This is a genomic window from Brevibacterium spongiae (genome assembly GCF_026168515.1).
GTDB lineage: Bacteria > Actinomycetota > Actinomycetes > Actinomycetales > Brevibacteriaceae > Brevibacterium > Brevibacterium spongiae.
In genome coordinates, this window is record NZ_CP093443.1 from 1814676 (window position 1) to 1835503 (window position 20828).

17 protein-coding genes and 1 tRNA gene are annotated in these 20828 nt (G+C 64.7%); 7 read left to right on the forward strand and 11 right to left on the reverse strand.

Features of this window, described 5'->3' with window-relative positions; genetic code table 11:
- Positions 1 to 125: 125 nt before the first annotated feature.
- Positions 126 to 677 carry a M48 metallopeptidase family protein gene (locus L1F31_RS08175; RefSeq protein ID WP_265420150.1) on the forward strand — a complete coding sequence of 184 codons (552 nt, stop codon included), beginning with the start codon at positions 126 to 128 and terminating at the stop codon, positions 675 to 677.
- 31 nt (positions 678 to 708) lie between these two features.
- Here the strand turns inward: L1F31_RS08175 and L1F31_RS08180 are convergent, their stop codons facing one another.
- A complete protein-coding gene (locus L1F31_RS08180) occupies positions 709 to 1260 on the reverse strand; it encodes an NUDIX hydrolase (RefSeq protein ID WP_265420151.1) in 552 nt (183 codons plus the stop codon).
- On the reverse strand, positions 1261 to 2721 hold the full coding sequence (locus L1F31_RS08185) for a zinc-dependent metalloprotease (protein ID WP_265420152.1): 1461 nt from the start codon (positions 2719 to 2721) through the stop codon (positions 1261 to 1263). It lies immediately after the preceding gene.
- Positions 2722 to 2892: 171 nt separating this feature from the next.
- Between L1F31_RS08185 and L1F31_RS08190 the strand changes: the two genes are divergently transcribed.
- Both L1F31_RS08190 and L1F31_RS08195 read left to right on the forward strand, forming a co-directional pair.
- Positions 2893 to 4032: a YlbL family protein gene (locus L1F31_RS08190; RefSeq protein ID WP_265420153.1), complete on the forward strand. Its 1140-nt coding sequence runs from the start codon at positions 2893 to 2895 to the stop codon at positions 4030 to 4032.
- The gene (locus tag L1F31_RS08195; RefSeq protein ID WP_265420154.1) at positions 4032 to 7052 is read left to right on the forward strand and encodes a UPF0182 family membrane protein; all 3021 of its coding nucleotides are present in this window, start codon (positions 4032 to 4034) and stop codon (positions 7050 to 7052) included. The genes L1F31_RS08190 and L1F31_RS08195 overlap by 1 nt, the downstream gene beginning before the upstream one ends.
- A 458-nt stretch (positions 7053 to 7510) precedes the next feature.
- Here the strand turns inward: L1F31_RS08195 and L1F31_RS08200 are convergent.
- Positions 7511 to 7584: transfer RNA gene (locus tag L1F31_RS08200), tRNA-Met, on the reverse strand.
- 161 nt (positions 7585 to 7745) lie between these two features.
- On the opposite strand from L1F31_RS08200, the gene L1F31_RS08205 reads away from it, so the two are divergent.
- Complete coding sequence (locus L1F31_RS08205; RefSeq protein ID WP_265420155.1) at positions 7746 to 8294, forward strand: YceI family protein; 549 nt, start codon at positions 7746 to 7748, stop codon at positions 8292 to 8294.
- A gap of 296 nt (positions 8295 to 8590) precedes the next feature.
- Here the strand turns inward: L1F31_RS08205 and L1F31_RS08210 are convergent, their stop codons facing one another.
- The 5 genes from L1F31_RS08210 to L1F31_RS08230 are packed head-to-tail and all read right to left on the reverse strand — an operon-like array spanning position 8591 to position 13562.
- Positions 8591 to 9856, reverse strand: coding sequence for an aminotransferase class I/II-fold pyridoxal phosphate-dependent enzyme (locus L1F31_RS08210; protein WP_265420156.1), 1266 nt, complete (start codon positions 9854 to 9856; stop codon positions 8591 to 8593).
- Positions 9856 to 10647, reverse strand: coding sequence for a histidinol-phosphatase (hisN, locus tag L1F31_RS08215; protein ID WP_265420157.1), 792 nt, complete (start codon positions 10645 to 10647; stop codon positions 9856 to 9858). The genes L1F31_RS08210 and hisN overlap by 1 nt, the downstream gene beginning before the upstream one ends.
- Before the next feature lie 9 nt (positions 10648 to 10656).
- Positions 10657 to 11721, reverse strand: a complete 1065-nt coding sequence (gene rsgA / locus L1F31_RS08220) for a ribosome small subunit-dependent GTPase A (protein WP_265420158.1) — start codon at positions 11719 to 11721, stop codon at positions 10657 to 10659.
- 1 nt (position 11722) lies between these two features.
- Entirely contained in the window at positions 11723 to 13042 is a 1320-nt protein-coding gene (gene aroA, locus L1F31_RS08225; RefSeq protein WP_265420159.1) for a 3-phosphoshikimate 1-carboxyvinyltransferase, read from the reverse strand.
- Positions 13043 to 13064: 22 nt separating this feature from the next.
- A complete protein-coding gene (locus L1F31_RS08230; RefSeq protein WP_265420160.1) occupies positions 13065 to 13562 on the reverse strand; it encodes a DoxX family protein in 498 nt (165 codons plus the stop codon).
- 146 nt (positions 13563 to 13708) lie between these two features.
- On the opposite strand from L1F31_RS08230, the gene L1F31_RS08235 reads away from it, so the two are divergent.
- The gene (locus tag L1F31_RS08235) at positions 13709 to 14365 is read left to right on the forward strand and encodes a sigma-70 family RNA polymerase sigma factor (protein WP_429860952.1); all 657 of its coding nucleotides are present in this window, start codon (positions 13709 to 13711) and stop codon (positions 14363 to 14365) included.
- Positions 14362 to 14631 (forward strand): mycothiol system anti-sigma-R factor, encoded by a 270-nt coding sequence (rsrA, locus tag L1F31_RS08240; RefSeq protein ID WP_265420162.1) that lies wholly within the window; start codon positions 14362 to 14364, stop codon positions 14629 to 14631. Before L1F31_RS08235 ends, rsrA begins: the two co-directional genes overlap by 4 nt.
- Positions 14632 to 14714: 83 nt before the next feature.
- Here the strand turns inward: rsrA and L1F31_RS19050 are convergent, their stop codons facing one another.
- From L1F31_RS19050 to L1F31_RS08250, 3 genes are all read right to left on the reverse strand, one after another.
- Positions 14715 to 14789: a 50S ribosomal protein bL37 gene (locus tag L1F31_RS19050; RefSeq protein WP_135538853.1), complete on the reverse strand. Its 75-nt coding sequence runs from the start codon at positions 14787 to 14789 to the stop codon at positions 14715 to 14717.
- A 116-nt stretch (positions 14790 to 14905) separates the two neighbouring features.
- Positions 14906 to 15520, reverse strand: coding sequence for a GDSL-type esterase/lipase family protein (locus L1F31_RS08245; protein WP_265420163.1), 615 nt, complete (start codon positions 15518 to 15520; stop codon positions 14906 to 14908).
- On the reverse strand, positions 15517 to 19245 hold the full coding sequence (locus L1F31_RS08250) for a multifunctional oxoglutarate decarboxylase/oxoglutarate dehydrogenase thiamine pyrophosphate-binding subunit/dihydrolipoyllysine-residue succinyltransferase subunit (protein WP_265420164.1): 3729 nt from the start codon (positions 19243 to 19245) through the stop codon (positions 15517 to 15519). The genes L1F31_RS08245 and L1F31_RS08250 overlap by 4 nt, the downstream gene beginning before the upstream one ends.
- Positions 19246 to 19347: 102 nt before the next feature.
- On the opposite strand from L1F31_RS08250, the gene guaB1 reads away from it, so the two are divergent.
- Positions 19348 to 20805, forward strand: a complete 1458-nt coding sequence (gene guaB1 / locus L1F31_RS08255) for a GMP reductase (RefSeq protein WP_265420165.1) — start codon at positions 19348 to 19350, stop codon at positions 20803 to 20805.
- The last annotated feature ends 23 nt before the right edge of the window (positions 20806 to 20828 follow it).

Consider the following 20828-nt stretch of genomic DNA (forward strand, 5'->3'; position numbering starts at 1 on the left):
CCGAGGCGGCTGTGGACGACCGAATCGAGGGCAGAAGATCCCCGATACTCAGGAAACTCACAAACTGAGGAGCGGGGTACAGGGCCGCGCGGGTCTGCGTCAGTGGCGTTTCCTATGATGGAGCAGTGACCAGAGGACAGCGGTGGAGCGAAGAAGAGGTCCTGCGGGCGATTGCCCGCGGTGAGATCGAAGTGCGCCGATCGGCCAAACGCAAGAAGACCGTCGCCGTGTCGAAGGAGATCGAGACCTATGTGCTGCGCACTCCTGTGCGCTACAGCGTCGAGAACAACATCCGGTCCCTGACGGACCTGTTCAATCGTCTCTCCGCGCGCGATCACTCCTCTGCGGCCGATCTCGTCGAACTGGCCGACGAAATGAGCCGACGCTACTTCGCAGGACGGTTCCGCCCGGCGTCGATTCGGTGGGTGACGAACCAGAATCTCAGCAGGTGGGCCTCGACGACTACCTCGACCGGAGATATTCGCATCTCTCACCGCTTGCAGGCCGTGCCGCGCTGGGTGCTTGAGACGGTGGTCGTGCACGAACTCGTTCATCTGCAGATCGGTCCCCATTCGAAGGAGTTCCACACCTTGGCGAACAGGCACCCCAGGCAGGCGGACGCGAAGCTCTATCTCGAAGGCTTCAGCGACGGCGAGCGATTCGCTCGCAGGGGCTGAGACACCGAGTCAGCCGAGATCCTGGGACGCGTCAGCGACGGGCGCTGAGAGCCCGGAGCGCAGCGCTGTAGAGGCCCGGGAGGCGTGCGGGCAGGTCCGGCATGAGCGCTGCCGGCAGATCCTGCAGGGAGAACCAGGCGACGTCGAGAGACTCCGAGGACACACTCGGGACAGCCTTCACCGAAGCGTATGCGGCGAAGACGACATCGAAATGCCGCGTGCAGCTGCCGAACGCCGATGACAGATCATGGACGTGCAGGTCGATGGGAGCGGGGGAGACGGAGAGCGGTTGCAGGCCGCTCTCTTCCTCGGCCTCTCGGCGGGCGGCGGCACGCACTGACTCATCCTCGGGTTCGAGATGGCCGCCGAACTGACCCCACAGCCCAGCCTTGCGGTGGTGATTGAGCAGGACAGACTCGGTGTCGGGGTCGACGACAAGACAACTGGCAGTGACGTGGTGGGGTCCTCCGTCACGGCGCAGAGAGTTCGCCCCCAGCCGACCGAAGAGGTCGACGAAGTCTGCAGAGAACGGCCCGGAGGGAGCCTGGAAGACTTCCCCGCGGGCCGTTTCGAGATCGATCATTCAGCGATCGTCGGAGGAGTCGGAGTCGTCATCGCCCGCGTCCGATCCTGTGCTCGAATCCGTCTCGGAATCATTGTCGGCGGCGGAGTCCGCTTCGGAGCTCGGGGACTCCGGTCCGGCTTCATCGGTGCCACCGGCACCGTCGAGACCTTCGGCGAGGATTCGGCTGAGAGCTTCGTCGATGCTCGACTCATTGGTCCACTCGGCGTGACGACGCTCGGAATATCCGAGGGGGTCATCGAGGTCCTGCGTCGTCGGCAGCAGGTCGGGGTGAGAGAACACCTTGTCCCTGGACTCGGCGCCGCCTTGGGTCTCGAGGTAGGCGAACAGTGCAGCGGCGTCACGCAGGCGGCGGGGATTGAACTCAAGGCCGACGAGTGTGGAGAACGTCTTCTCCGCCGGTCCCGCAGTCGCCCGACGACGGCGCAGCGCTTCTCTGATCTGGTCACGACCGGGAAGATGCTTGCACGCTTCGTAGACGACGACGTCGACCCACCCAGCGATGACGGCGAGCAGGTTCTCCAGAGAGGTCAGTGCCTTCTTCTGGTCTTCCGTCGTCGGCGGATTGAACAGACCCTGGCGGATGTTGTCGCTGAGGTCGGAGATGTTCGAGGGATCGATGTTCGTCGCCATGTCCTCGATCTGTGAGGTGTCGACCTTGAGTCCCTGCGCATACCGGGTCAGTGCGGTCTCGACCTGGGCGCTCAGCCACGGAGCGCGTTCGAACAGGGCGAGGTGGGCGAGCTCCTGAGCAGCGAGGTAGATGCGCACTTCGGAGACATCGACGTCGAGATCGGCGGCGAAGGATGACACATTGGTCTCTACGAGGACGGCGGAGTCGTGTGGGAGCAGGGGGAGTCCCACCTCGGTGCCGGTGAGGACGCTCTCGGAGAGTGCGCCGACGGCCTGGCCGATCTGCATGGCGAACATCGAATCGCTCATCGATCCGAACATCGATGAGGCTCCGGCGAGGATGCCCTTCATCTCCGCCGGCACCTGCGACTCGAGAGTCTCGGTCAGTGCGCTCGACATGTTCTCTTTGATCGGCAGAACGAACTTCTGCCACCCGGGCATCGTCTCCTTCACCCAGTCGGCACGGCGCAGCGGACGGGCGGAGCGATTGGCGACGGAGAAGTCAGTGACCTCGGCCAGCCACAGCTCCGCCAAGCGGAAGGCATCGGCGGTGGCTCGTTCGGCGTCATCGGTGACCGCAGGGTCGGGGGTCGGCACGGCCTTCTGGGCGATCGACACCGCCTGCGCCTGCGAGTCGGCGCCCTGGCCGAACAGTCCCTGCATCTGATTCATGATCGTCGACATCATGGCCGGATCGATCTGGAAGCCCTGCGGCATTCCCGACTCGTTCTTGTCATCGCCCTGACCGGCACCGGGACCATTGGCGCCGAAGAGCATTCCGAAGATCTGCTCGAACGGATTCTGCTCGTTGTTGTTGTCATCGGTCATTGTTCTACAGCCCCCATGAATTGGTTTGACACCCACGTTAACGGTTCCGAATGTGCGAAGCTTCCCAATTCGTCGAGGTTTCGCAGGATGTTCGCACCGGGCGAAAGGAGTCTGTGAATCGGACCCCCAGGTTTCAACTAGACTGGTGGGGCGGTGCAGTGAAAGGAATACATGACAGAGAACGCCCCTCGGGCCGTGCCGGTGCCAGCGGAACCACCTCGCGGCACCAGACGCCGACGGACTCCACGTCTGGCCGCGACTTCGGGTGTCCTCACCTACGTCTTCATCGCATTGGCCGTTCTGCTGCCGGTCCCGTACATGCTTCAGCTGCCGGGACCGGTTTTCAACACTCTCGGCGACTACCAGGGCGACCCGATGATCAGTGTCTCGGGAGCGAAGACGTACCCGACAGACGGACGCATCGATATGCTCACTGTCGCCGTCAGCGGCGGACCGGGACGCGACACCTTCGCATCCCAGGCCCTCGGTGCGCTGCTCAACGGCAAAGAGACTGTGATCCCCACCGAGGCCTACTACCCGCTCGACACGACTCGCGACGATGTGACCGCGTCGAACGCCGTGGAGATGTCCTCGAGCCAGGACGTCGCGGTCGCCGCAGCCATGGAGCAGCTGGACAAACCCTATTCCGTGCATCTGCTCGTCGACGACGTCGTGGCGAAGTCGCCGGCCGAAGGCAAGCTGCGCAAAGGCGACCGACTCATGTCGGTCAACGGCAAGAAACTCGACTCCGATCCGGACGCCGCTCAGATCATGAGCGCGACAGTGCGAGAGTCGAACACCGTCGATGTCACTATCGACCGTGATGGCAAGTCCGAGGACATCTCTCTGACTCCGGGTGACATCGACGGCAACAAAGCCATCGGCGTCACCATGAAGCAGGACTTCGAATTCCCCGTCGACGTGAAGTTCAACGTCGACGGCGTCGGCGGCCCCTCGGCGGGGACGATGTTCGCTCTGGCTATCATCGATGAGCTCACCCCCGGAGCGATGACCGGCGGCAAGCATGTGGCCGGCACCGGGGAGATCACCCCTGACGGAACGGTCGGCCCGATCGGCGGTGCCCGCCAGAAGGTGGCTGCCGCCACTGAGAAGGGAGCAACGCTGTTCCTTTCGCCCGCCGACAACTGTGCGGAGGTCCTCTCCGCTGCAGACCAATCCAAGATCACGGTGGCGCGCATCGACACTCTCGATGACGCGCAGACCACTGTGGAGCAGTACGCCGCCGGCAACACTTCGGACCTTCCGAAGTGTCCTGCCGATGGTGCCGACAACAATGAGAAAGGGCAGTAGTGAGCACCTCGTCCTCACCCACCTCCGCACGCATGCCGGCGAATCGGCCCAGACGTTCGCCGCTGCTGCTCACCCTCGTATCAGTGGCGATCCTGCTGGTCGCCTTCATCTCCTTCACCCAGGTCTACACCGAGGTGCTGTGGTTCCGTCAGATCGATGCCTCGCAGGTCTTCCGCACCGTGTGGGTCACCCGCGGACTGACATTCATCGCCGGGTTCATCCTCATGGCCGTGCCGGTGTGGTTCAGCCTTCACCTGGCCTACCGCAACCGCCCGGTCTATGCTCCGACGACACCGCGGCAGGAGAACCTCGACCGCTACCGTGAGGCCATCGAACCGCTGCGCCGGGTCGCGACGATCGCGATTCCCGCCGTCGTCGGTGCGCTTGCGGGCATCACCGCCTCGGCGAACTGGAACACGGTCCTCGAATGGATCAACTCCACTTCCTTCGGCTCGACCGATCCGCAGTTCGGACTCGACAAGTCGTTCTTCGTGTTCGTTCTGCCGGGGCTGCGCCTCATCGGCAATCAGCTCGGCATGGTTCTGCTGCTCTCGCTCATCGCAGCGGTCGTGGCCCACTACCTCTTCGGCGGAATCCGTCCGGGGGAGAACAAAGGCGTGATCCTGACGAAGACGGCTCAGTGGCAGCTGGGCATCACGGTGGCCCTGCTCGTCATCGTGCAGGCTGGGCGTCTGTGGCTGGCTCGCTACGATCGCATGACGGCGGCCGGCGGGATCGTCCCCGGTGTCACCTATGTCGATGATCATGCGGCACTTCCGGCGATGGCGATCGTCGCGGTCGCCGCAGTGCTGGTCGCGCTGCTGTTCGTCTACACCGCGTGGAAGGGCAACTGGCGGATCTCGATCATCGCCACGCTCACGCTCATCGTCCTCGGCGGGGTCTCGATCATCGCCTACCCGGCGCTGATCCAGCAGTTCCAGGTCAACCCGTCGCAGCAGAGCCTGGAGTCGGATTACATCCAGCACAACATCGACGCCACCCGCGATGCCTTCGACTTCGACGATATCGAGGTGACGCCCTACGAGCCGAGCACCTCGGGCAAGAAGGGCGCTCTGCGCAAGGACGCAGAGACCGCGGCATCGATCCGACTGCTCGACCCGAACCTCGTCTCCGATACGTTCCGTCAGCTGCAGCAGGTGCGACCGTACTACTCATTCCCGCAGAAGCTCGACGTCGACCGCTACAACATCGACGGCGAAATGCGCGACACTGTCATCTCTGTGCGCGAGCTCGCTCCGAGCTCGGTGAACAACCAGAGCTGGTTCAACCGCGCGATCGTCTACACCCACGGTTTCGGTGTGGTCGCGGCCAACGGCAACCAGCGCAATCCCGACGGAGAACCGACGTTCATGGAGTCGGACATCCCGCCGAAGGGCGACTTCCCAGAGTACGAACCGCGTGTCTACTTCGGTGAATCGTCACCTGACTACTCGATCGTCGGCGCTCCGAAGGGTGCGACTCCGCGCGAGCTCGACTACCCCTCTGACGAGAAGGAAGGCTCCGGTCAGGTCAACAGCACCTTCACCGGTGAAGGCGGCCCCTCGGTGGGCAATCTGTTCAACCGTTTGGCCTACGCACTGAAGTTCCAGGACGAGCAGATTCTGCTCTCTGACGCGCTCAACGAGGAATCTCAGATCCTCTACGAGCGTCACCCGCGTGAGCGTGTGGAGAAGCTCGCTCCGTTCCTCAAGGTCGACGGCGATCCGTACCCGGCCGTCGTCGATGGCAAGATCAAATGGATCCTCGATGCCTACACGACGGCAGAGGACTACCCGTATTCGACACCGCAGCCTCTCCAGCAGGCCACCGAGGACTCGACCACGGCGACGGCTCCGAACAACGTGGCCACCTTGCCCGATGACGAGGTCAACTACATCCGGAACTCCGTGAAGGTCACCGTCGATGCCTACGACGGCTCGGTCGACATGTATCAGTGGGACAAGGAAGATCCGGTCCTCAAAACCTGGATGAAGGTCTTCCCCGGTCTCATCAAGTCCTCCTCGGAGATGTCCGGCGACCTGATGAGCCACGTCCGCTACCCGGAGGACATGTTCAAGGTTCAGCGCGATCTGCTCACGAAGTATCACGTGAGCACGGCAAGCGAGTTCTACACCGGACAGGACTTCTGGGCCCTGCCGACGGACCCGACGAAGAAGGCCAGCAGCGGACTGACGCAGCCTCCGTTCTACATGACGCTGCAGATGCCTGGTCAGCAGTCACCGTCCTTCTCGCTGACGAGCTCCTACATCCCTGCTCGTTCGTCCGAGGGACAGTCGCGCAACAACCTCACCGGATTCCTGTCGGCCGACGCCGACGCAGGCAACAAGAAGGGTGAGACCGCCGAAGGCTACGGCAAGCTCAGGCTGCTGCAGCTTCCGCGCAATACGACGGTGCCCGGACCGGGCCAGGCGCAGAACAACTTCAACACCGCGCCCGACGTCCAGCGCAGCCTCAACCTGCTGCGTCAGGGCGAGTCCGAGGTAGAGAACGGCAACCTGCTGACCTTGCCCATCGGCGGCGGTCTGCTCTACGTGCAGCCGGTCTACGTCCGGTCGGCCGGCGAGACCTCCTACCCGCTGCTCCAGCACGTGCTCGTCGCTTTCGGTGAGGACATCGGCTTCGCGCCGACCCTCGACGAGGCGCTCGACCAGGTGTTCGGCGGCGACTCCGGTGCGACCGCCGGAGATGCCGGCACTGAAGAGAGCGAAGACGGCCAGTCCGGTGCATCGTCCAGCTCGGATGATAAGTCGGGAGGCTCCGGCTCGGGAGACAAGGCGCTCAACGATGCGCTGCAGGAAGCCCGGAAGGCCATGGAGGACTCCGACGCAGCGCTGAAGGACGGCGACTTCGCGGAGTACGGAAAGGCCCAGGAACGCCTGAAGAATGCGATCGATGACGCGGTTGAGGCTGATCCTTCGATCGCTGAGGACGGAGCGAGCAGCGATTCCTCCGCCCCGGCTTCGGAGCCTGCCGACAACGGAGGCGACTCGGGCAACTAGAGTCTGCACCGACTGATGCGAACGCCCCTGGGACCGCCCAGGGGCGTTCGTCGTCCCCGGGGTCCTCCGCCGGCAGACCAGTGAGCGGCCGCTCCGGGTGCTGTCCGCTGCTGTGACCGAAGCATCCGACACCGTTGCCCGCAGAACACCCCGGTGCAACGGATGGAATTGCCGCTGACGGTGCGGGATGCCGGGGCGCCTGTAGGAGGAGCCGCTGAGGGTAGGGGCTTCCGCCAACGGTATGAAGCTCAGGTGAGCATGATGGATGCGCTGCAGGCGCGGGGCGAAAGAGAGTCCGGGCCGGCCGTCGAACGCAAAAGATCGGGCGCGGAGGGCTTCAGTGGTCACAGCATCGAGGGGAGCACCGGGCATACATCCCTTATAACCCGGAGTTGAGGCGTTGTTGAATGAGAAGAACCCCCAGCCAGATGAACTGACTGGGGGTTCTGCCGCTTTCGTGGCGGGGGAGGGATTTGAACCCTCGACCTCCGGGTTATGAGCCCGGCGAGCTACCGAACTGCTCCACCCCGCGGCGTGTTCTTAACTCTACACGAGGGGTTACCTGGCGGCCAAACCGAATACAGGTGACCTCCGCCACATGGTCACTTGCTATTCATCCGCAGGGCTTGCGCATGGTTGAAAGTTGAACTATAGTCATTCTTGTACTTCAAATTTCAACCAAAAGGAGACATCATGACTGCACTGCCTCAGGGACTCACCGCCGGAACCTGGAACATCGACCCCATCCACTCGGAGTTCACCTTCACTGCACGCCACGCAGGCGTTTCGAAGGTCCGGGGCCTCTTCGAAGAGATCGGCGGCAGCGTCAACGTCGCCGAGACTCTCGAAGACAGCTCGGTCTCTGCTGAGGCTGTCGTCGACTCGATCACCACTCGCCAGGAGCAGCGTGACGGTCACCTGAAGAGCGGTGACTTCTTCCTCGCCGAGGAGCACCCCAAGCTCACCTTCAAGTCCACCGAGATCAAGGCCTCCGATTCCGAAGAGTTCGAGACCGTCGGCGAACTGACCATGCGCGGCGTGACCAAGGAAGTCGCCTTCAAGACCGAGTTCGGCGGCGCCGCCACCGACCCCAACGGAAATCAGGTCGCCGGCCTCTCGGCAACCGCCACGGTCAACCGCAAGGACTTCGGAATGTCCTTCGACGCCGTTCTGGGCGGTGGCGAGCTCCTCGTCTCCGACAAGATCAAGATCGAACTCGAACTCGAGCTCGTCAAGGCCTGAACGGGCCGCGACCAGGCCTGAACCAGCTACCACAAGGCCTGAACCGGCCACCACGGTCGGTCTCGGCCACTGCGTCGGCAGAGTGCAGAGCACACTCAACGCCGAGCTGACCGGGTACTGACGCACGAAGGGGCGAACCGCGTTTACGCGGTTCGCCCCTTGCGTCATTGTCGAACCGGCTCCGATGCGCGCAGTCGATCTGCTGCCGAAATCCGTCAGCGCACCGAATCCGCCATTTCGCCAGGTCCGTCAGCCAGATGCGTCAGCCAACCGGTTCGGTCCGTCAGCCAGATCCGTCAGCTCGCGCGACGAAGCGCGTCCGGATTCTCTCGCAACTGGCTGCCGAGAGCGGTGAACAGCTCGGCGCCCTTGCTGACGTCGGAGGCTGACTTGCAGAACGAGTATCTGATCGAGGACCGATAGGCGTCGTAGGCAGGGCTGCCGGGCCGGCACAGGGCTGGTACGGGAATTCCGATCAGGCCGAACTCACGGCCAAGGAGGTCATTGAGTTCGAAAGCATCGAGATCCGTGAGTTCCGCGAAGTCCATCACGGTGAAATACCCGGCCTGGGGCGTCGACACCACCGCACCGGGAACGCTGCGACACGCCGGAACGAGCACCTCGGCGCGGTCGCGCAGTGAGGCACGGTTCTCCGCGACGAACCGGGAGTCACCTGAAAGCATCTCAGCCATTCCGATCTGCATCGGGCCGCTGGCCGTGAACGTGAGGAACTGTTTGACCGTCTGGATTGCCTGCCGCACTGTGGGGGAGGCGATGACCCAGCCGACCTTCCACCCGGTGGTGTTCCACGACTTGCCCGCAGAGGAGACGGTGACGACGCGCTCGGCATCGTCGATGGCGACGGCCGGTGGAACATGCGCCGACTCAGTGAGGACCAGCTGTTCGTACACCTCGTCGGTGAGGACCCAGGCATCGACGGATTCGGCGGCCCGACCGATGTGGGCGAGCTCCTCGGTCGAGAAGATGTGCCCGGTCGGATTGTGCGGGGTGTTGATGAGGATGATCGCTGGGCGCACTTCGGCGACGAGGGGGTCGAACTCGGCCCAATCGGGGGCGAATCCGCCCCGACCATCGGGCAGGATCGCCACGGTGTGCAGGCTTCCGCCAGCCGCTGTGATCGCAGCCGGGTAGGAGTCGTAGAACGGTTCGAAGGCCACGACCGTGCCGCCTCTGGGCAGCAGAGCGAGGGTCGCGGCAGTCAGTCCTTCGGTGGCACCTGCGGTGTAGAGGACTTCTGCTGGATCGACCTGTTGTCCGAAGTCCCGCTGCCGCTGCTGTGCGACGGCTTCCAGCAGCTGAGGGAAGCCTTGGCCCGGAGCGTACTGATTGAACCCGGCGCGCATCGCCGCAGCGGTCGCGGCGATGAGTTCCTCGGGCGGTTCCGTGCCGGGCGCCCCCTGGCCGAGATTGACCGCGCCGAGTTCGGCGGCCCGCTTCGTCATCTGCCCGTAGATGGTTTCGCCGATCGATCCGTCGGCGTTGGTCAGTCCGGCGGCAGCGGCCATGTCATACCAGAGTTCGCTGCGGTGGATGTCCGGCATCAGGCGGTCACCTCCGGAGCAACCCGACCGAGCTGATCGAGCGCGGCTTCGTGAAGGAGGGAGTTGCTGGCCAAGGCATTTCCGCCGAAGGGCCCGGGGATTCCGGCCGTGTTCGTGAAGGTGCCTCCGGCCTCGAGCACGATCGGTACGAGAGCGCCCATATCGTAGAGGGCGAGCTCCGGTTCGCAGGCGAGGTCGACCGCCCCTTCGGCCAGGAGCATATAGGAGTAGAAGTCGCCGTAGCCGCGGGTCCGCCACAGCGATGCGCAGAGCCCGAGGAACTCCTCGAAGATGCCGAGGTCCTTCCAACCCGAGAGGGAAGAGTACGACAGCGATGCATCGGCGAGGCTGTCGACCTCGGACACGGAGATCTGCTTCGCCGCAGATCCCAATGCTTCGACGAACGCTCCGTGACCGGTTTCCGCCCACCAGCGTCGCCCGAGAGCCGGAGCGGAGACCACCCCGACCAGAGGCCGGTCGCCGTCGTAGAGGGAGATGAGCGTCGCCCAGACGGGCACACCGCGGACGAAGTTCTTCGTCCCGTCGATGGGGTCGATGATCCAGCGACGGGACGACTCGCCGTGAGAGCCGAATTCCTCACCGAGGACGCTGTCATCCGGACGGAGCTCACCGAGGCGGTTCACAATTGCCCGCTCGACCGCTCGGTCGCATTCGGTGACGGGAGTCAGGTCCGGCTTGGTTTCGACGGAGAAGTCCTGGTCCGTGAAATGCGGGAAGCTGATGGCATCGGCGAGATCGGCGAGTTCTTTCGCCAAGTCGAGGTCGTTCATGCCCATAGCCTATCCAGTCGTGGGCAGGAGCCTTCGCAGCGACTCCAGACGTGAGACTCCGCCCGGACCCCCCTTGCCTTCGGCGACCCAGTCATCGAGGCGGCAGCCGGGCGCGTCGGCCAGGTGAGTGCACCCGCGGGGGCACTCGGCGGTGGCCTCGACGAGTTCGGGGAACGCTGAGATCAGGGTCTCTCGGTCGACATGGGCCAGACCGAAGCTGCGCACCCCTGGGGTGTCGATGAGCCAGCCGTCGTGCTCCAGCGGCAGGCAGACGGCGGACGAGGAGGTGTGCCGTCCCCGTCCCGTGACGTCGTTGACGTGCCCGGTGGCGCGTTCGGCGGCAGGGACCAGCAGATTCGTCAGGGTGGATTTGCCGACTCCGGAGTGTCCGACGAGGACGCTGATGCGCCCGCCGAGGCGGTCCATGATCTCCGTACCGGATTCCACTGCTCCCGGGTCCGGACCGATGGCCGATTCGACGATGTCGACTTCGCAGGCGGAGAACCGCTGTCGGATCTCGTCGGCAGAGCGCAGGTCGGTCTTGGTGACGATGAGCAGAGGAGTGATTCCCGCGTCGAAGGCCGCGACGAGAGCGCGGTCGATGAGCCCGAAGGAGGGGTCGGGGTCCATGGTGGCCGTGACGATTCCGAGGACGTCGACGTTGGCGACGAGGACCCGTTCGGTCGGGTCGGTGTCATCGGCGCTGCGGCGCAGCAGGGTCGTGCGTTCGGTGATCTCGACCAGCCGAGCAAGAGTGCCCTCGTTGCCTGAGGTGTCGCCGACGAGCCTGACGACATCACCGGGCACGATCGCCTGACGGCGCAGATGCGAGGCGCGCACGGCCGTCACCGAGGAGGCTCGCCGTCCCGTCTTCCCGGCCGTCTTCTGCCGGTGGGCGGAGGACGGAAACTTCCCGTCGTCATCGGCGAGTACGACGCGGTATCGTCCCCGATCGACCTCGGTGACCAGTCCGGACACGGCGTCCTTGTGGTCGGGGCGGGTCTTCGTCCGGGGACGTGAGCCGCGTCGGTTCGGTCGGGGACGGTAGTCCTCGTCGCGGTAGATCTTCGCCATCTCAGGCTCCGGGGGTGAGCATGGCTTCCCACAGGTGGGTGAATTCCGGCAGGGTCTTGGCCACGGTGCCGGCGTCTTCGATGACCATCCCGTCGTTGCGCAGCGCGAGGATGGCTCCGGCCATGACCATGCGATGGTCGCGATACGTGTGCCACAGCGCAGGACGCAGATCGCTGGTGCCTGTGATCGTCAGGGCGTCCGAGTGTTCGATGACGTCGACGCCGATTCCTGTGTATTCCCGGGTGAGAGCGGCCAGGCGGTCGGTCTCGTGGCCGCGCAGGTGTCCGATGCCGCGCAGCTGCGAGGTTCCGTCGGCCAAGGCGGCGAGGGCAGAGACCACTGGTGTCAGCTCGCCGACGGCGGACAGGTCGAGATCGACGGCGGAGATCACCTCGGGGCCGGTGACATGCAGTCCCTGCCGGTCGAGGACGACCTGCGCGCCGAAGGCTTCGGCGATGTCCCGGAATCCGTCACCGGCCTGTGTGGTGTGTGCCGGCCAGTCCGCGATGGTCACGGTTCCGCCGGCGGCGATCGCCGCAGCGGCGAACGCGGCCGCGTTCGACAGGTCGGGTTCGACCTGGACGTCGAGTCCGCGCGGCTGACCCGGTTCGACGATCCACCGTTCGGGTTCGGGTTCGCTGACGTCGACCCCGGCGTCACGGAGGACCTCCAGGGTCATGTCGACATGGGTGCGGCTGGGCACCGTCGCTCCGGTGTTGACGAGTTCGAGGCCCAGCGGCATGACCGCGCCGGCCAGCAGCAGACCGGAGACGAACTGGCTCGATGCGCTGGCATCGATCTCGAGGTGCCCGCCGCGCAGCTGTGAGGAGGCGTGGACGGTCACCGGCAGCATGCCGTCGGCGGAGGTGACTTGGCCGCCGAGGCGTCTCAGCGACTCGACGGTCACCGACATCGGGCGCACCCGGGCCTGTTCGTCGCCGTCGAGGACGACCTCACGGCCGGTCAGTGCTGCGACCGGGGGGATGAAGCGCATGACGGTTCCGGCCAGTCCGCAGTCGATGGCGGTCGGCGGAAGATCCTCGGCGGCGGTGGGCGAGTCCGCTGCGGTTGCGGTGCCGGGCAGAGAGACGGGTTCGATGTGGAGCAGATCGCCGTCTTCGTCGATGACGGCACCGAGGCGGCGCAGCGCTTCGATCATCAGCAGCGTGTCGCGGCTGCGCAGCCAGCCCTTGAGATCAGAGCCGGAGCGCGCAAGCGCGGCGAGGATCAGGTAGCGATTCGTCAGGGACTTCGAACCGGGCACGGAGACAGAGGCAGAGACACCGGAACCGGCGACCGGCGGTTGCCAGTCGCCGGTCACCGGGGGAGTGTGCGTAGTGATGTCAGTCAACTCCGAGGGCGTTCAGGGCCTGCTTCGACGTGTCTTCGACGCTCGACCACAGATCTTCGGCAGCGTGCTGGGTGCGCCACCACAGGCCAGGTCGCCCTGCAGTGTCGACGCTGGCCAGGAGGGCACCGCCGAGCAGAGAGGTGCGGAGGACGGTGCGTTCGTTGCGCGCCTTCTTCTCCTCCTTCGTCGTTGCCTTCTCAGCCGACAGACGCTCGCCGACGGTGTCCAGAAGGTAGGTGCCGACGAGGATCGTGGCGCTCACGCGGGGGAACCGGCCGATGGCCAGCAGCGAACCGGCCGCGACCTGGGCGACACCGGTCGCCCGAGCCAGGGTGACGGCGTCGATGGGGACGTCGACCTGCTTACGGGCCTGGTTGAGCAGCGGACCGACCGAAGCCGCGGCGGCATCGGGCCTGCGCAGACGGTCGACGCCGTTGAGGATGTAGCCGGCGGCCAACATGGGCCGTGCGATGAGGCGAATAGGAGACACTGTGGTCCTTCCTTCAGTGGCGGGCATCTCAATGGCAAGCATAACTGCTGATCGGGGAATAGTGGGACCTGCTTCCGATGTTGGAAGGGGTGAAGGCATTCGACGGGCCGTACCCGTCGCGAATCGACAGGCAGAAGGGAAGGTCTATGAGCGCCACTGCCGTCCTGGAGAGAACGGGCGTACCATTGACTGCGATGACCGAATCAGTCAAAGAAGTCCCCGAAACCGCTGCGGAGAGATCGCAGCGTTTCGAGCGGGATGCTCTGGAATATGTCAATCAGCTCTATGCTGCTGCTCTGCGCATGACCCGGAATCCGGCTGACGCCGAAGATCTCGTGCAGGAAGCCTACGCCAAGGCATATGCGGCGTTCCATCAGTACAAGCCGGGCACCAACCTCAAAGCCTGGCTGTACCGGATCCTGACGAACACCTTCATCAACAGCTATCGCAAGAAGCAGCGTCAGCCGAAGGAGCACGGCAGCGAGGACATCGAGGACTGGCAGATCGCGCAGGCGAACAGCCACTCGTCGTCCGGGGGTCGCTCCGCTGAACTCGAAGCGCTCGATCATCTGCCTGACAACGATGTGAAGGAAGCGCTGTCGGCACTGCCCGAAGACTTCCGCATGGTCGTCTACTATGCCGACGTCGAAGGTCTGCCCTACAAGGAGATCGCCGAGATCATGGAGACCCCGATCGGCACCGTGATGTCGCGTCTGCACCGTGGGCGTCGGCAGCTGCGGGAGATGCTTGCCGACTACGCTGCCGAACGCGGGTTCGTGAGCCCGGAGGGAGGTGCGAAATGAGTGACGAAGAGTGCTGCGAAAGCGTCAGGACCGAGTCTCTGATGCGCATCTACCACTACCTTGACGGCGAACTGACGACAACTGAGATCCGTGAGATCTCCGTGCACCTGGAACAGTGTCCCTCATGCCACGACGAGTATGAGATCGAGGCTCTGCTCAAGGAGCTCGTCCGTCGCTCATGCAGCCACGATCGGGCACCGATGGGTCTGCGCGAGAAGATCCGCCAGAGGATTGCGCTCGAGCAGAACACGATGCCGGGCATCTGAGGTCTGAGCCTGCAGACGACGAGGGCGGGAAGAGATCAGAATCTCTTCCCGCCCTCGTCATTCACTGAACGAATCAGTGCATATCAGCTGTTCGGACGCTTGCCGTGGTTAGCTTTGTTACGGCGGCGATCGCGACGCTTACGGCCACGCTTGCTCATAGTGATCTCCTTTAAATAGACGGTTCATTATCTCATGATCGTCGGGGCAGGGCAAAGTCGCTGCGAGGCGACAGCCCTCGTCAGCGCGCTGCCTCAGACTGGTCGGAAGTGGAATTTCAGCTGTCGCCGAGGACGTCCTGGACACCCAGCCAGGAGAACCAGCCGCGATGCAGAACGAGCCAGGCGAGGAGGCCGTAACCTTCCTGCGCCGGCAGGTGATCGTGTGAGGAGGCGACCTCACGCTGCCACACCGGATGGCCGAGCAGGGGAGTGAAGGTGTCGACATAGGTGATTCCCCGCCGCTTGGCCACGTCGGAGAAGCTCGCATTGAGTTCGGCGATGCGCCGGTTGCGGTCCCCATCGTGCTCAGGCGGCGGCCCGAGGACGAACGTCGAGACCTTCCTGGCCAGAGCCTCATCGAGGATATTGGCCACATCGAGACGAGCCCGAGCCACGGAACGGCCGGTGTCGAGATCTCCCGAACTCAGAGCCAGCACCAGACGGTTGTCACCCTCAGGGGTGAACCGCAGCGACGCCTCGGCGATGGTGCGGGCGTGGAGCCCGGCAGAATCCTCGGCGGGCACGGCAAGCGGATAGACCTTCAGCCCCGGCAGGCTCGGCAGCGTCCTGGCCGTGACCCGACCGACCCACCCGAGGCCACGACCATCGCCGTGGCCGGCGACCAGGGGGCCGCCGACCACGGCGATCGTCGTAGGAACGTCGCTGCTCACCGGCTGAAGATCCGCTCGACGAGTTCCTTCTGCTGCACCTCGTGGATGTGCTTGAGGCCTGTCGAGGTGGCGGCAGAAGCCGGACGTGAGAGGACACTGACCTCACGGCCGCCGAGGAGCTGCGGCAGGTGGAGAGCCATGAACGGCCATGCGCCCTGGTTCTCCGGCTCCTCCTGAGCCCAGACGATCTCGGCGTCGGCCGGGAAACGGTCGAGGACGGCGGTGATGGCGGCCTCGTCGAGCGGGTAGAGCTGCTCGAGGCGCACCAGTGCCAGCTTCGTATCGTTGTCCTTCTCCCGTTTGGCCTTGAGCTCCCAGTAGAGCTTGGCGGAGACGAGGACGACACGCTCGACCTGCGAAGAATCGACGTCCGTGTCGTCGATGACGGTCTGGAACTTGCCCGAGGTGAATTCCTCCGGCGAGTTCGCCGCGGCCTTGAGACGCAGCATCGACTTCGGGGTGAAGACGATGAGCGGACGCTTGTTCGTCGTCGCGGCGTGGCGCCGCAGCAGGTGGAAGTACGAAGCGCCCGACGACGGATAGGCGACCGTCATATTGGACTCCGCACACAGCTGCAGGTAGCGCTCGATGCGGCCCGAGGAGTGGTCGGGTCCCTGTCCCTCGTAGCCGTGGGGCAGGAGCATGACGACACCGGAGTTCTGCTGCCACTTCTGCTCGGAAGAGGAGATGAACTCGTCGATGACCGTCTGCGCACCTTGCGCGAAGTCGCCGAACTGCGCCTCCCACGCCACGAGGGCGTCCTTGCGCTGCACGGAATAGCCGTATTCGAAGCCGACGGCCGCATACTCGCTGAGCAGGGAGTCGTAGACCCAGAAGCGGGCCTGATCCTCGGTGAGGTTCTGCAGCGGCGTCCACTCGTTGCCGTTGGTCGAGTCGATGAGCACGGAGTGACGCTGGACGAAGGTGCCGCGGCGCGAGTCCTGACCGGCCAGACGCACAGGCACACCGTCCATGAGCAGCGAACCGAAGGCGATGAGCTCCGCGAAGCCCCAGTCGATGCCGCCGGACAGCGACATCTCCTTGCGCTTCTCGAGCAGCGCCCGCAGCTTCTTGTGCACCGTGAAGCCCTCGGGCACCTCGGCGAAGGCCTCGCCGATGCGCTGGAGCGTCTCGGGGCTGATGGCCGTCTCGGCATCGTTGAAGGTCTCGATGTCGCTGGGCTCGTAGGGGGCGTTGAACGCTTCGCCGTCGTACGGACCGGTCTCGGCTTCCTTGGTCTCGGCGAAGGCCGATTCCAGCTTCGACTGGTAGTCCTTGAGCGCCTCGGCGGCCTCTTCGTCGGTGATGCACTTCCTGCCCACCAGCGATTCGGTGTAGAGCTTGCGCACCGAACCCTTCTTCTCGATGAGGGAGTACATCGTCGGCTGGGTCATCGACGGATCGTCGCCCTCGTTGTGGCCGCGGCGGCGGTAGCACACGAGGTCGATGACGACGTCACGGTTGAATTCCTGGCGGTATTCGAAGGCCAGCCGTGCGGCGCGCACGACCGCCTCGGGGTCATCACCGTTGACGTGGAAGATCGGGGCGTTGATCGACTTGGCCACGTCGGTGCAGTAGAACGACGAACGCGCCGAGGCGGGGGGAGTGGTGAACCCGACCTGGTTGTTGATGATCACATGGACGGTGCCGCCGGTGCGGTAGCCGCGCAGCTCGGAGAGGTTGAGCGTCTCGGTGACCACGCCCTGACCGGCGAAGGCGGCATCGCCGTGGACGAGGACCGGCAGCACGGTGAAGCCGGCCTCACCCTGATCGACGAGGTCCTGCTTGGCGCGGACGATACCTTCGAGGACCGGGTCGACGGTCTCGAGGTGGCTGGGGTTCGCCGCGACGTAGACGCCGGTGGTGTTGCCCGATGGCGAGGTGAAGGAGCCCTGGGTGCCGAGGTGGTACTTGACGTCACCGGATCCCTGCACGCTGTCGGGCGACATCGTGCCGTCGAACTCCCGGAAGATCTGCGCATAGGACTTGCCGGCGATGTTCGTGAGCACGTTGAGGCGACCGCGGTGAGCCATGCCGATCGCGACTTCGTCGAGTCCGGTGTCGGCGGACTGGTTGAGGATCTCGTCGAGCAGGACGATCGCGGACTCGCCGCCTTCGAGGCTGAAGCGCTTCTGTCCGATGTACTTCGTCTGCAGGAAGGTCTCGAAGGCTTCGGCGGCATTGAGGCGACCGAGGATGTGGCCCTGTTCGGAGCGGGTCAGCTCCTGATGGGGCACCTCGATCTTCGACTGGAACCAGCGCCGCTGCACCGGATCGGCGATGTGCATGTATTCGAAGCCGATGGTCCGGCAGTAGCTTTCGCGCAGCAGTCCGAGGATGCTGCGGAAGGGCATCATGGCCTTCGCGCCGAAGCCGCCGGTGGGGAACTCACGTTCGAGGTCCCACAGGGTCAGACCGTGCTGGTTGATGTCGAGGTCCGGGTGGGAGCGCTGACGGTAGACCAGGGGGTCGATATTGGCCATGAGGTGACCGCGGGTGCGGTAGGCGTCGATGAGTTCGATGACGCGCGCGGTCTTGTTGACGTCGTCCTGGTCCTCTGCCGAGACGTCGGGAACCCAGCGCACAGGCTCATACGGCAGGCGCAGGGACTCGAAGACGTCGTCGTAGAAGCCGTCCTCGCCCAGCAGGTAGCCGTGGACGAGCTTGAGGAACTCGCCGGAACCGGCGCCCTGGATGACGCGGTGGTCATACGTCGAGGTCAGGGTCAGCACCTTGGACACGGCCAGGGAGTTGATGGTCTGCTGGCTCGCGCCCTGGAACTCGGCGGGGTAGTCGAGTGCGCCGACGCCGATGATGCAGCCCTGTCCCTTGGTCAGGCGGGGCACGGAGTGCACGGTGCCGATGCCGCCGGGGTTGGTCAGGGAGACGGTGGTGCCGGCGAAGTCGTCAGCGGTGAGCTTGCCCTTGCGCGCCTTGTCGACGAGTCCGTCGTAGGCATCGACGAACTGACGGAAGGTCAGCGTCTCGGCCTTCTTGACGTTGGGCACCAGCAGCGTGCGGGAGCCGTCCTTCTTCGGCACGTCGATGGCCAGGCCGAAGTTGATGTGGGCCGGGGAGACCATGACGGGCTTGCCGTCGCGGATGTCGTAGGAGACATTCTGCGACGGGAAGTTCTGCAGCGCCCGGATGACGGCGTAACCGATGAGGTGGGTGAAGGAGACCTTTCCACCACGGGTGCGCTTGAGGTGCGAGTTGATGACGATGCGGTTGTCGATGAGCGCCTTGGCAGGCAGTGCCCGGACCGAGGTGGCCGTCGGGACTTCGAGCGACTCATCCATGTTCTTGGCGATGAGCTTCGCAGGGCCGCGCAGCGGAGTGATCGTCTCCTCCGGCGCGGGCTTGGGGGTGGTGTCCTTGACCGCGACCTGAGGCACGGACTTCGTTTCGGCCTTCAGCGTCTCGGACTCGGCCGAGGACGGCGAGACTCCGCGGGAGGTCTCACGTGAGGTCTCACGCGACGCTGCAGGAGCAGAGGACTTCGCGTCCGATTTCTTCGGCTCCGACTTCTTCGCGTTCGGCTTCGCAGCGGGCTTCTCAGCAGTCGGCTTCGCGCCGCCGCTGTTCTTCTCGTACTTGTCGAAGAACGGCCACCAGGATTTGTCGACCGAGTTCTTATCTGACTTGTACTGCTCATACAATTCCTCGACCAGCCACTCGTTCGACCCGAAGTCTTCAACGGTGCGGTTCGGAGTATTGATGGACACGGCGTTGATCGCCTACTTCCTGATTCAAGACTTGCTGCTTAACGACAACACCCAGCCTAACGCGATGTGCCCTGCAATGTGCACATAAGGGACAATAGTGTTATGCGTTTCATCTCAAATGACCCGAACAGTGACCTGACCTACTCCGATGTCTTCCTCGTCCCCAATTCCTCGTCCCTGACCTCCCGGTTCGAAGTCGACCTGACCACGACCGATCCGACGGGGTCGACGACCCCGCTGGTGGCCGCGAATATGACCGCTGTGTCCGGTCGTCGGATGGCCGAGACGATGGCCCGCCGAGGCGGTCTGGCCGTCCTGCCCCAGGACATTCCCCTCACCGCCGCCCAAGACACCATCTCGTGGGTCAAGAGCCGGGACACGATCTTCGAGTCGGCTCTGCGCTTCGCACCGGATGACACCGTGCTCAATGCACTCCATGTGCTGGCGAAGCGCCCCCACGGCTTCGGCGTCGTCGTCGACTCCTCGGGGCGACTCGAAGGCGTCATCAACGCCGCCGACCTGCGCGGCGTCGACCGGTTCACCTCGGTCGCCGAACTCCTCGACTCCTCTGCCCTCGTCGTCCGCGCCTCTGAGATCGACTGGTCCGACGATGCGCAGCTGGAGGCGCTGTTCGAATCCATGACGGAGTCGCGGGCCGAATTCGCCGCCGTCGTCGATGATTCCGGCACAGTGCTGGGCTCGCTCACGCCGAAGTCGCTGCTGCGGTCGTCGATCTATGCGCCGAACGTCGACGAACAGGGTCGGCTCAAGATCGCCGTGGCCATCGGCGTCAACGGTGCCGCGGTCGAACGCGCCAGCGCCCTGGTCGAAGCCGGAGCCGACGTCCTCGTCGTCGACACCGCCCACGGACACCAGGTGAAGATGCTCGATACGCTCTCCGCGATCGCCGCGGCGGACCTCGGGGTCCCCATCGTCGCCGGCAACGTCGTCACCGCTGACGGAGTCCGCGATCTCGTCGCCGCCGGTGCTCAGATAGTCAAGGTCGGCGTCGGCCCGGGTGCGATGTGCACGACTCGCATGATGACGGCCGTCGGCCGTCCCCAGTTCTCCGCCGTGCTCGAATGCGCCGAGGCGGCTCGTGAGCTCGGAGCCCATGTCTGGGCCGACGGGGGAGTCCGCTACCCCCGCGATGTCGCTCTGGCACTTGCCGCCGGAGCCTCGCAGGTGATGGTCGGCTCGTGGTTCGCCGGCACGCACGAGTCGCCGGGCGACCTCCTCGTCGACGGCGAAGGCCGGAAGTACAAGGAGAGCTTCGGCATGGCATCGGCGCGGGCCGTGGCCAACCGCACCCGGACGGAATCCGCCTTCGCCCGTGCCCGCAAGGGCCTGTTCGAAGAGGGGATCTCCTCGTCGACGATGTACATCGACCCCGAATCTCCTGGAGTCGAGGACCTGCTCGACGGAATCACCTCGGGCGTGCGCAGCTCCTTCACCTACGCCGGGGCCGCGGATCTCGCGGAATTCTCGCGTGTGGCCGCCGTCGGAGTGCAGAGCGCCGCGGGCTACGACGAGGGCCGACCGCTGTCGGGAAGTTGGTAAGATCACCTCATGCACAGTGACAG

Bases quoted from the DNA above. Each gene is read 5' to 3' on its own strand.
- L1F31_RS08180 (WP_265420151.1), bottom strand. From the start codon at position 1,260: ATGATCGATCTCGAAACGGCCCGCGGGGAAGTCTTCCAGGCTCCCTCC.
- L1F31_RS08185 (WP_265420152.1), bottom strand. From the start codon at position 2,721: ATGACCGATGACAACAACAACGAGCAGAATCCGTTCGAGCAGATCTTC.
- L1F31_RS08190 (WP_265420153.1), top strand. From the start codon at position 2,893: ATGACAGAGAACGCCCCTCGGGCCGTGCCGGTGCCAGCGGAACCACCT.
- L1F31_RS08205 (WP_265420155.1), top strand. From the start codon at position 7,746: ATGACTGCACTGCCTCAGGGACTCACCGCCGGAACCTGGAACATCGAC.
- L1F31_RS08210 (WP_265420156.1), bottom strand. From the start codon at position 9,856: ATGCCGGACATCCACCGCAGCGAACTCTGGTATGACATGGCCGCTGCC.
- hisN (WP_265420157.1), bottom strand. From the start codon at position 10,647: ATGAACGACCTCGACTTGGCGAAAGAACTCGCCGATCTCGCCGATGCC.
- rsgA (WP_265420158.1), bottom strand. From the start codon at position 11,721: ATGGCGAAGATCTACCGCGACGAGGACTACCGTCCCCGACCGAACCGA.
- L1F31_RS08235 (WP_429860952.1), top strand. From the start codon at position 13,709: ATGAGCGCCACTGCCGTCCTGGAGAGAACGGGCGTACCATTGACTGCG.
- rsrA (WP_265420162.1), top strand. From the start codon at position 14,362: ATGAGTGACGAAGAGTGCTGCGAAAGCGTCAGGACCGAGTCTCTGATG.
- guaB1 (WP_265420165.1), top strand. From the start codon at position 19,348: ATGCGTTTCATCTCAAATGACCCGAACAGTGACCTGACCTACTCCGAT.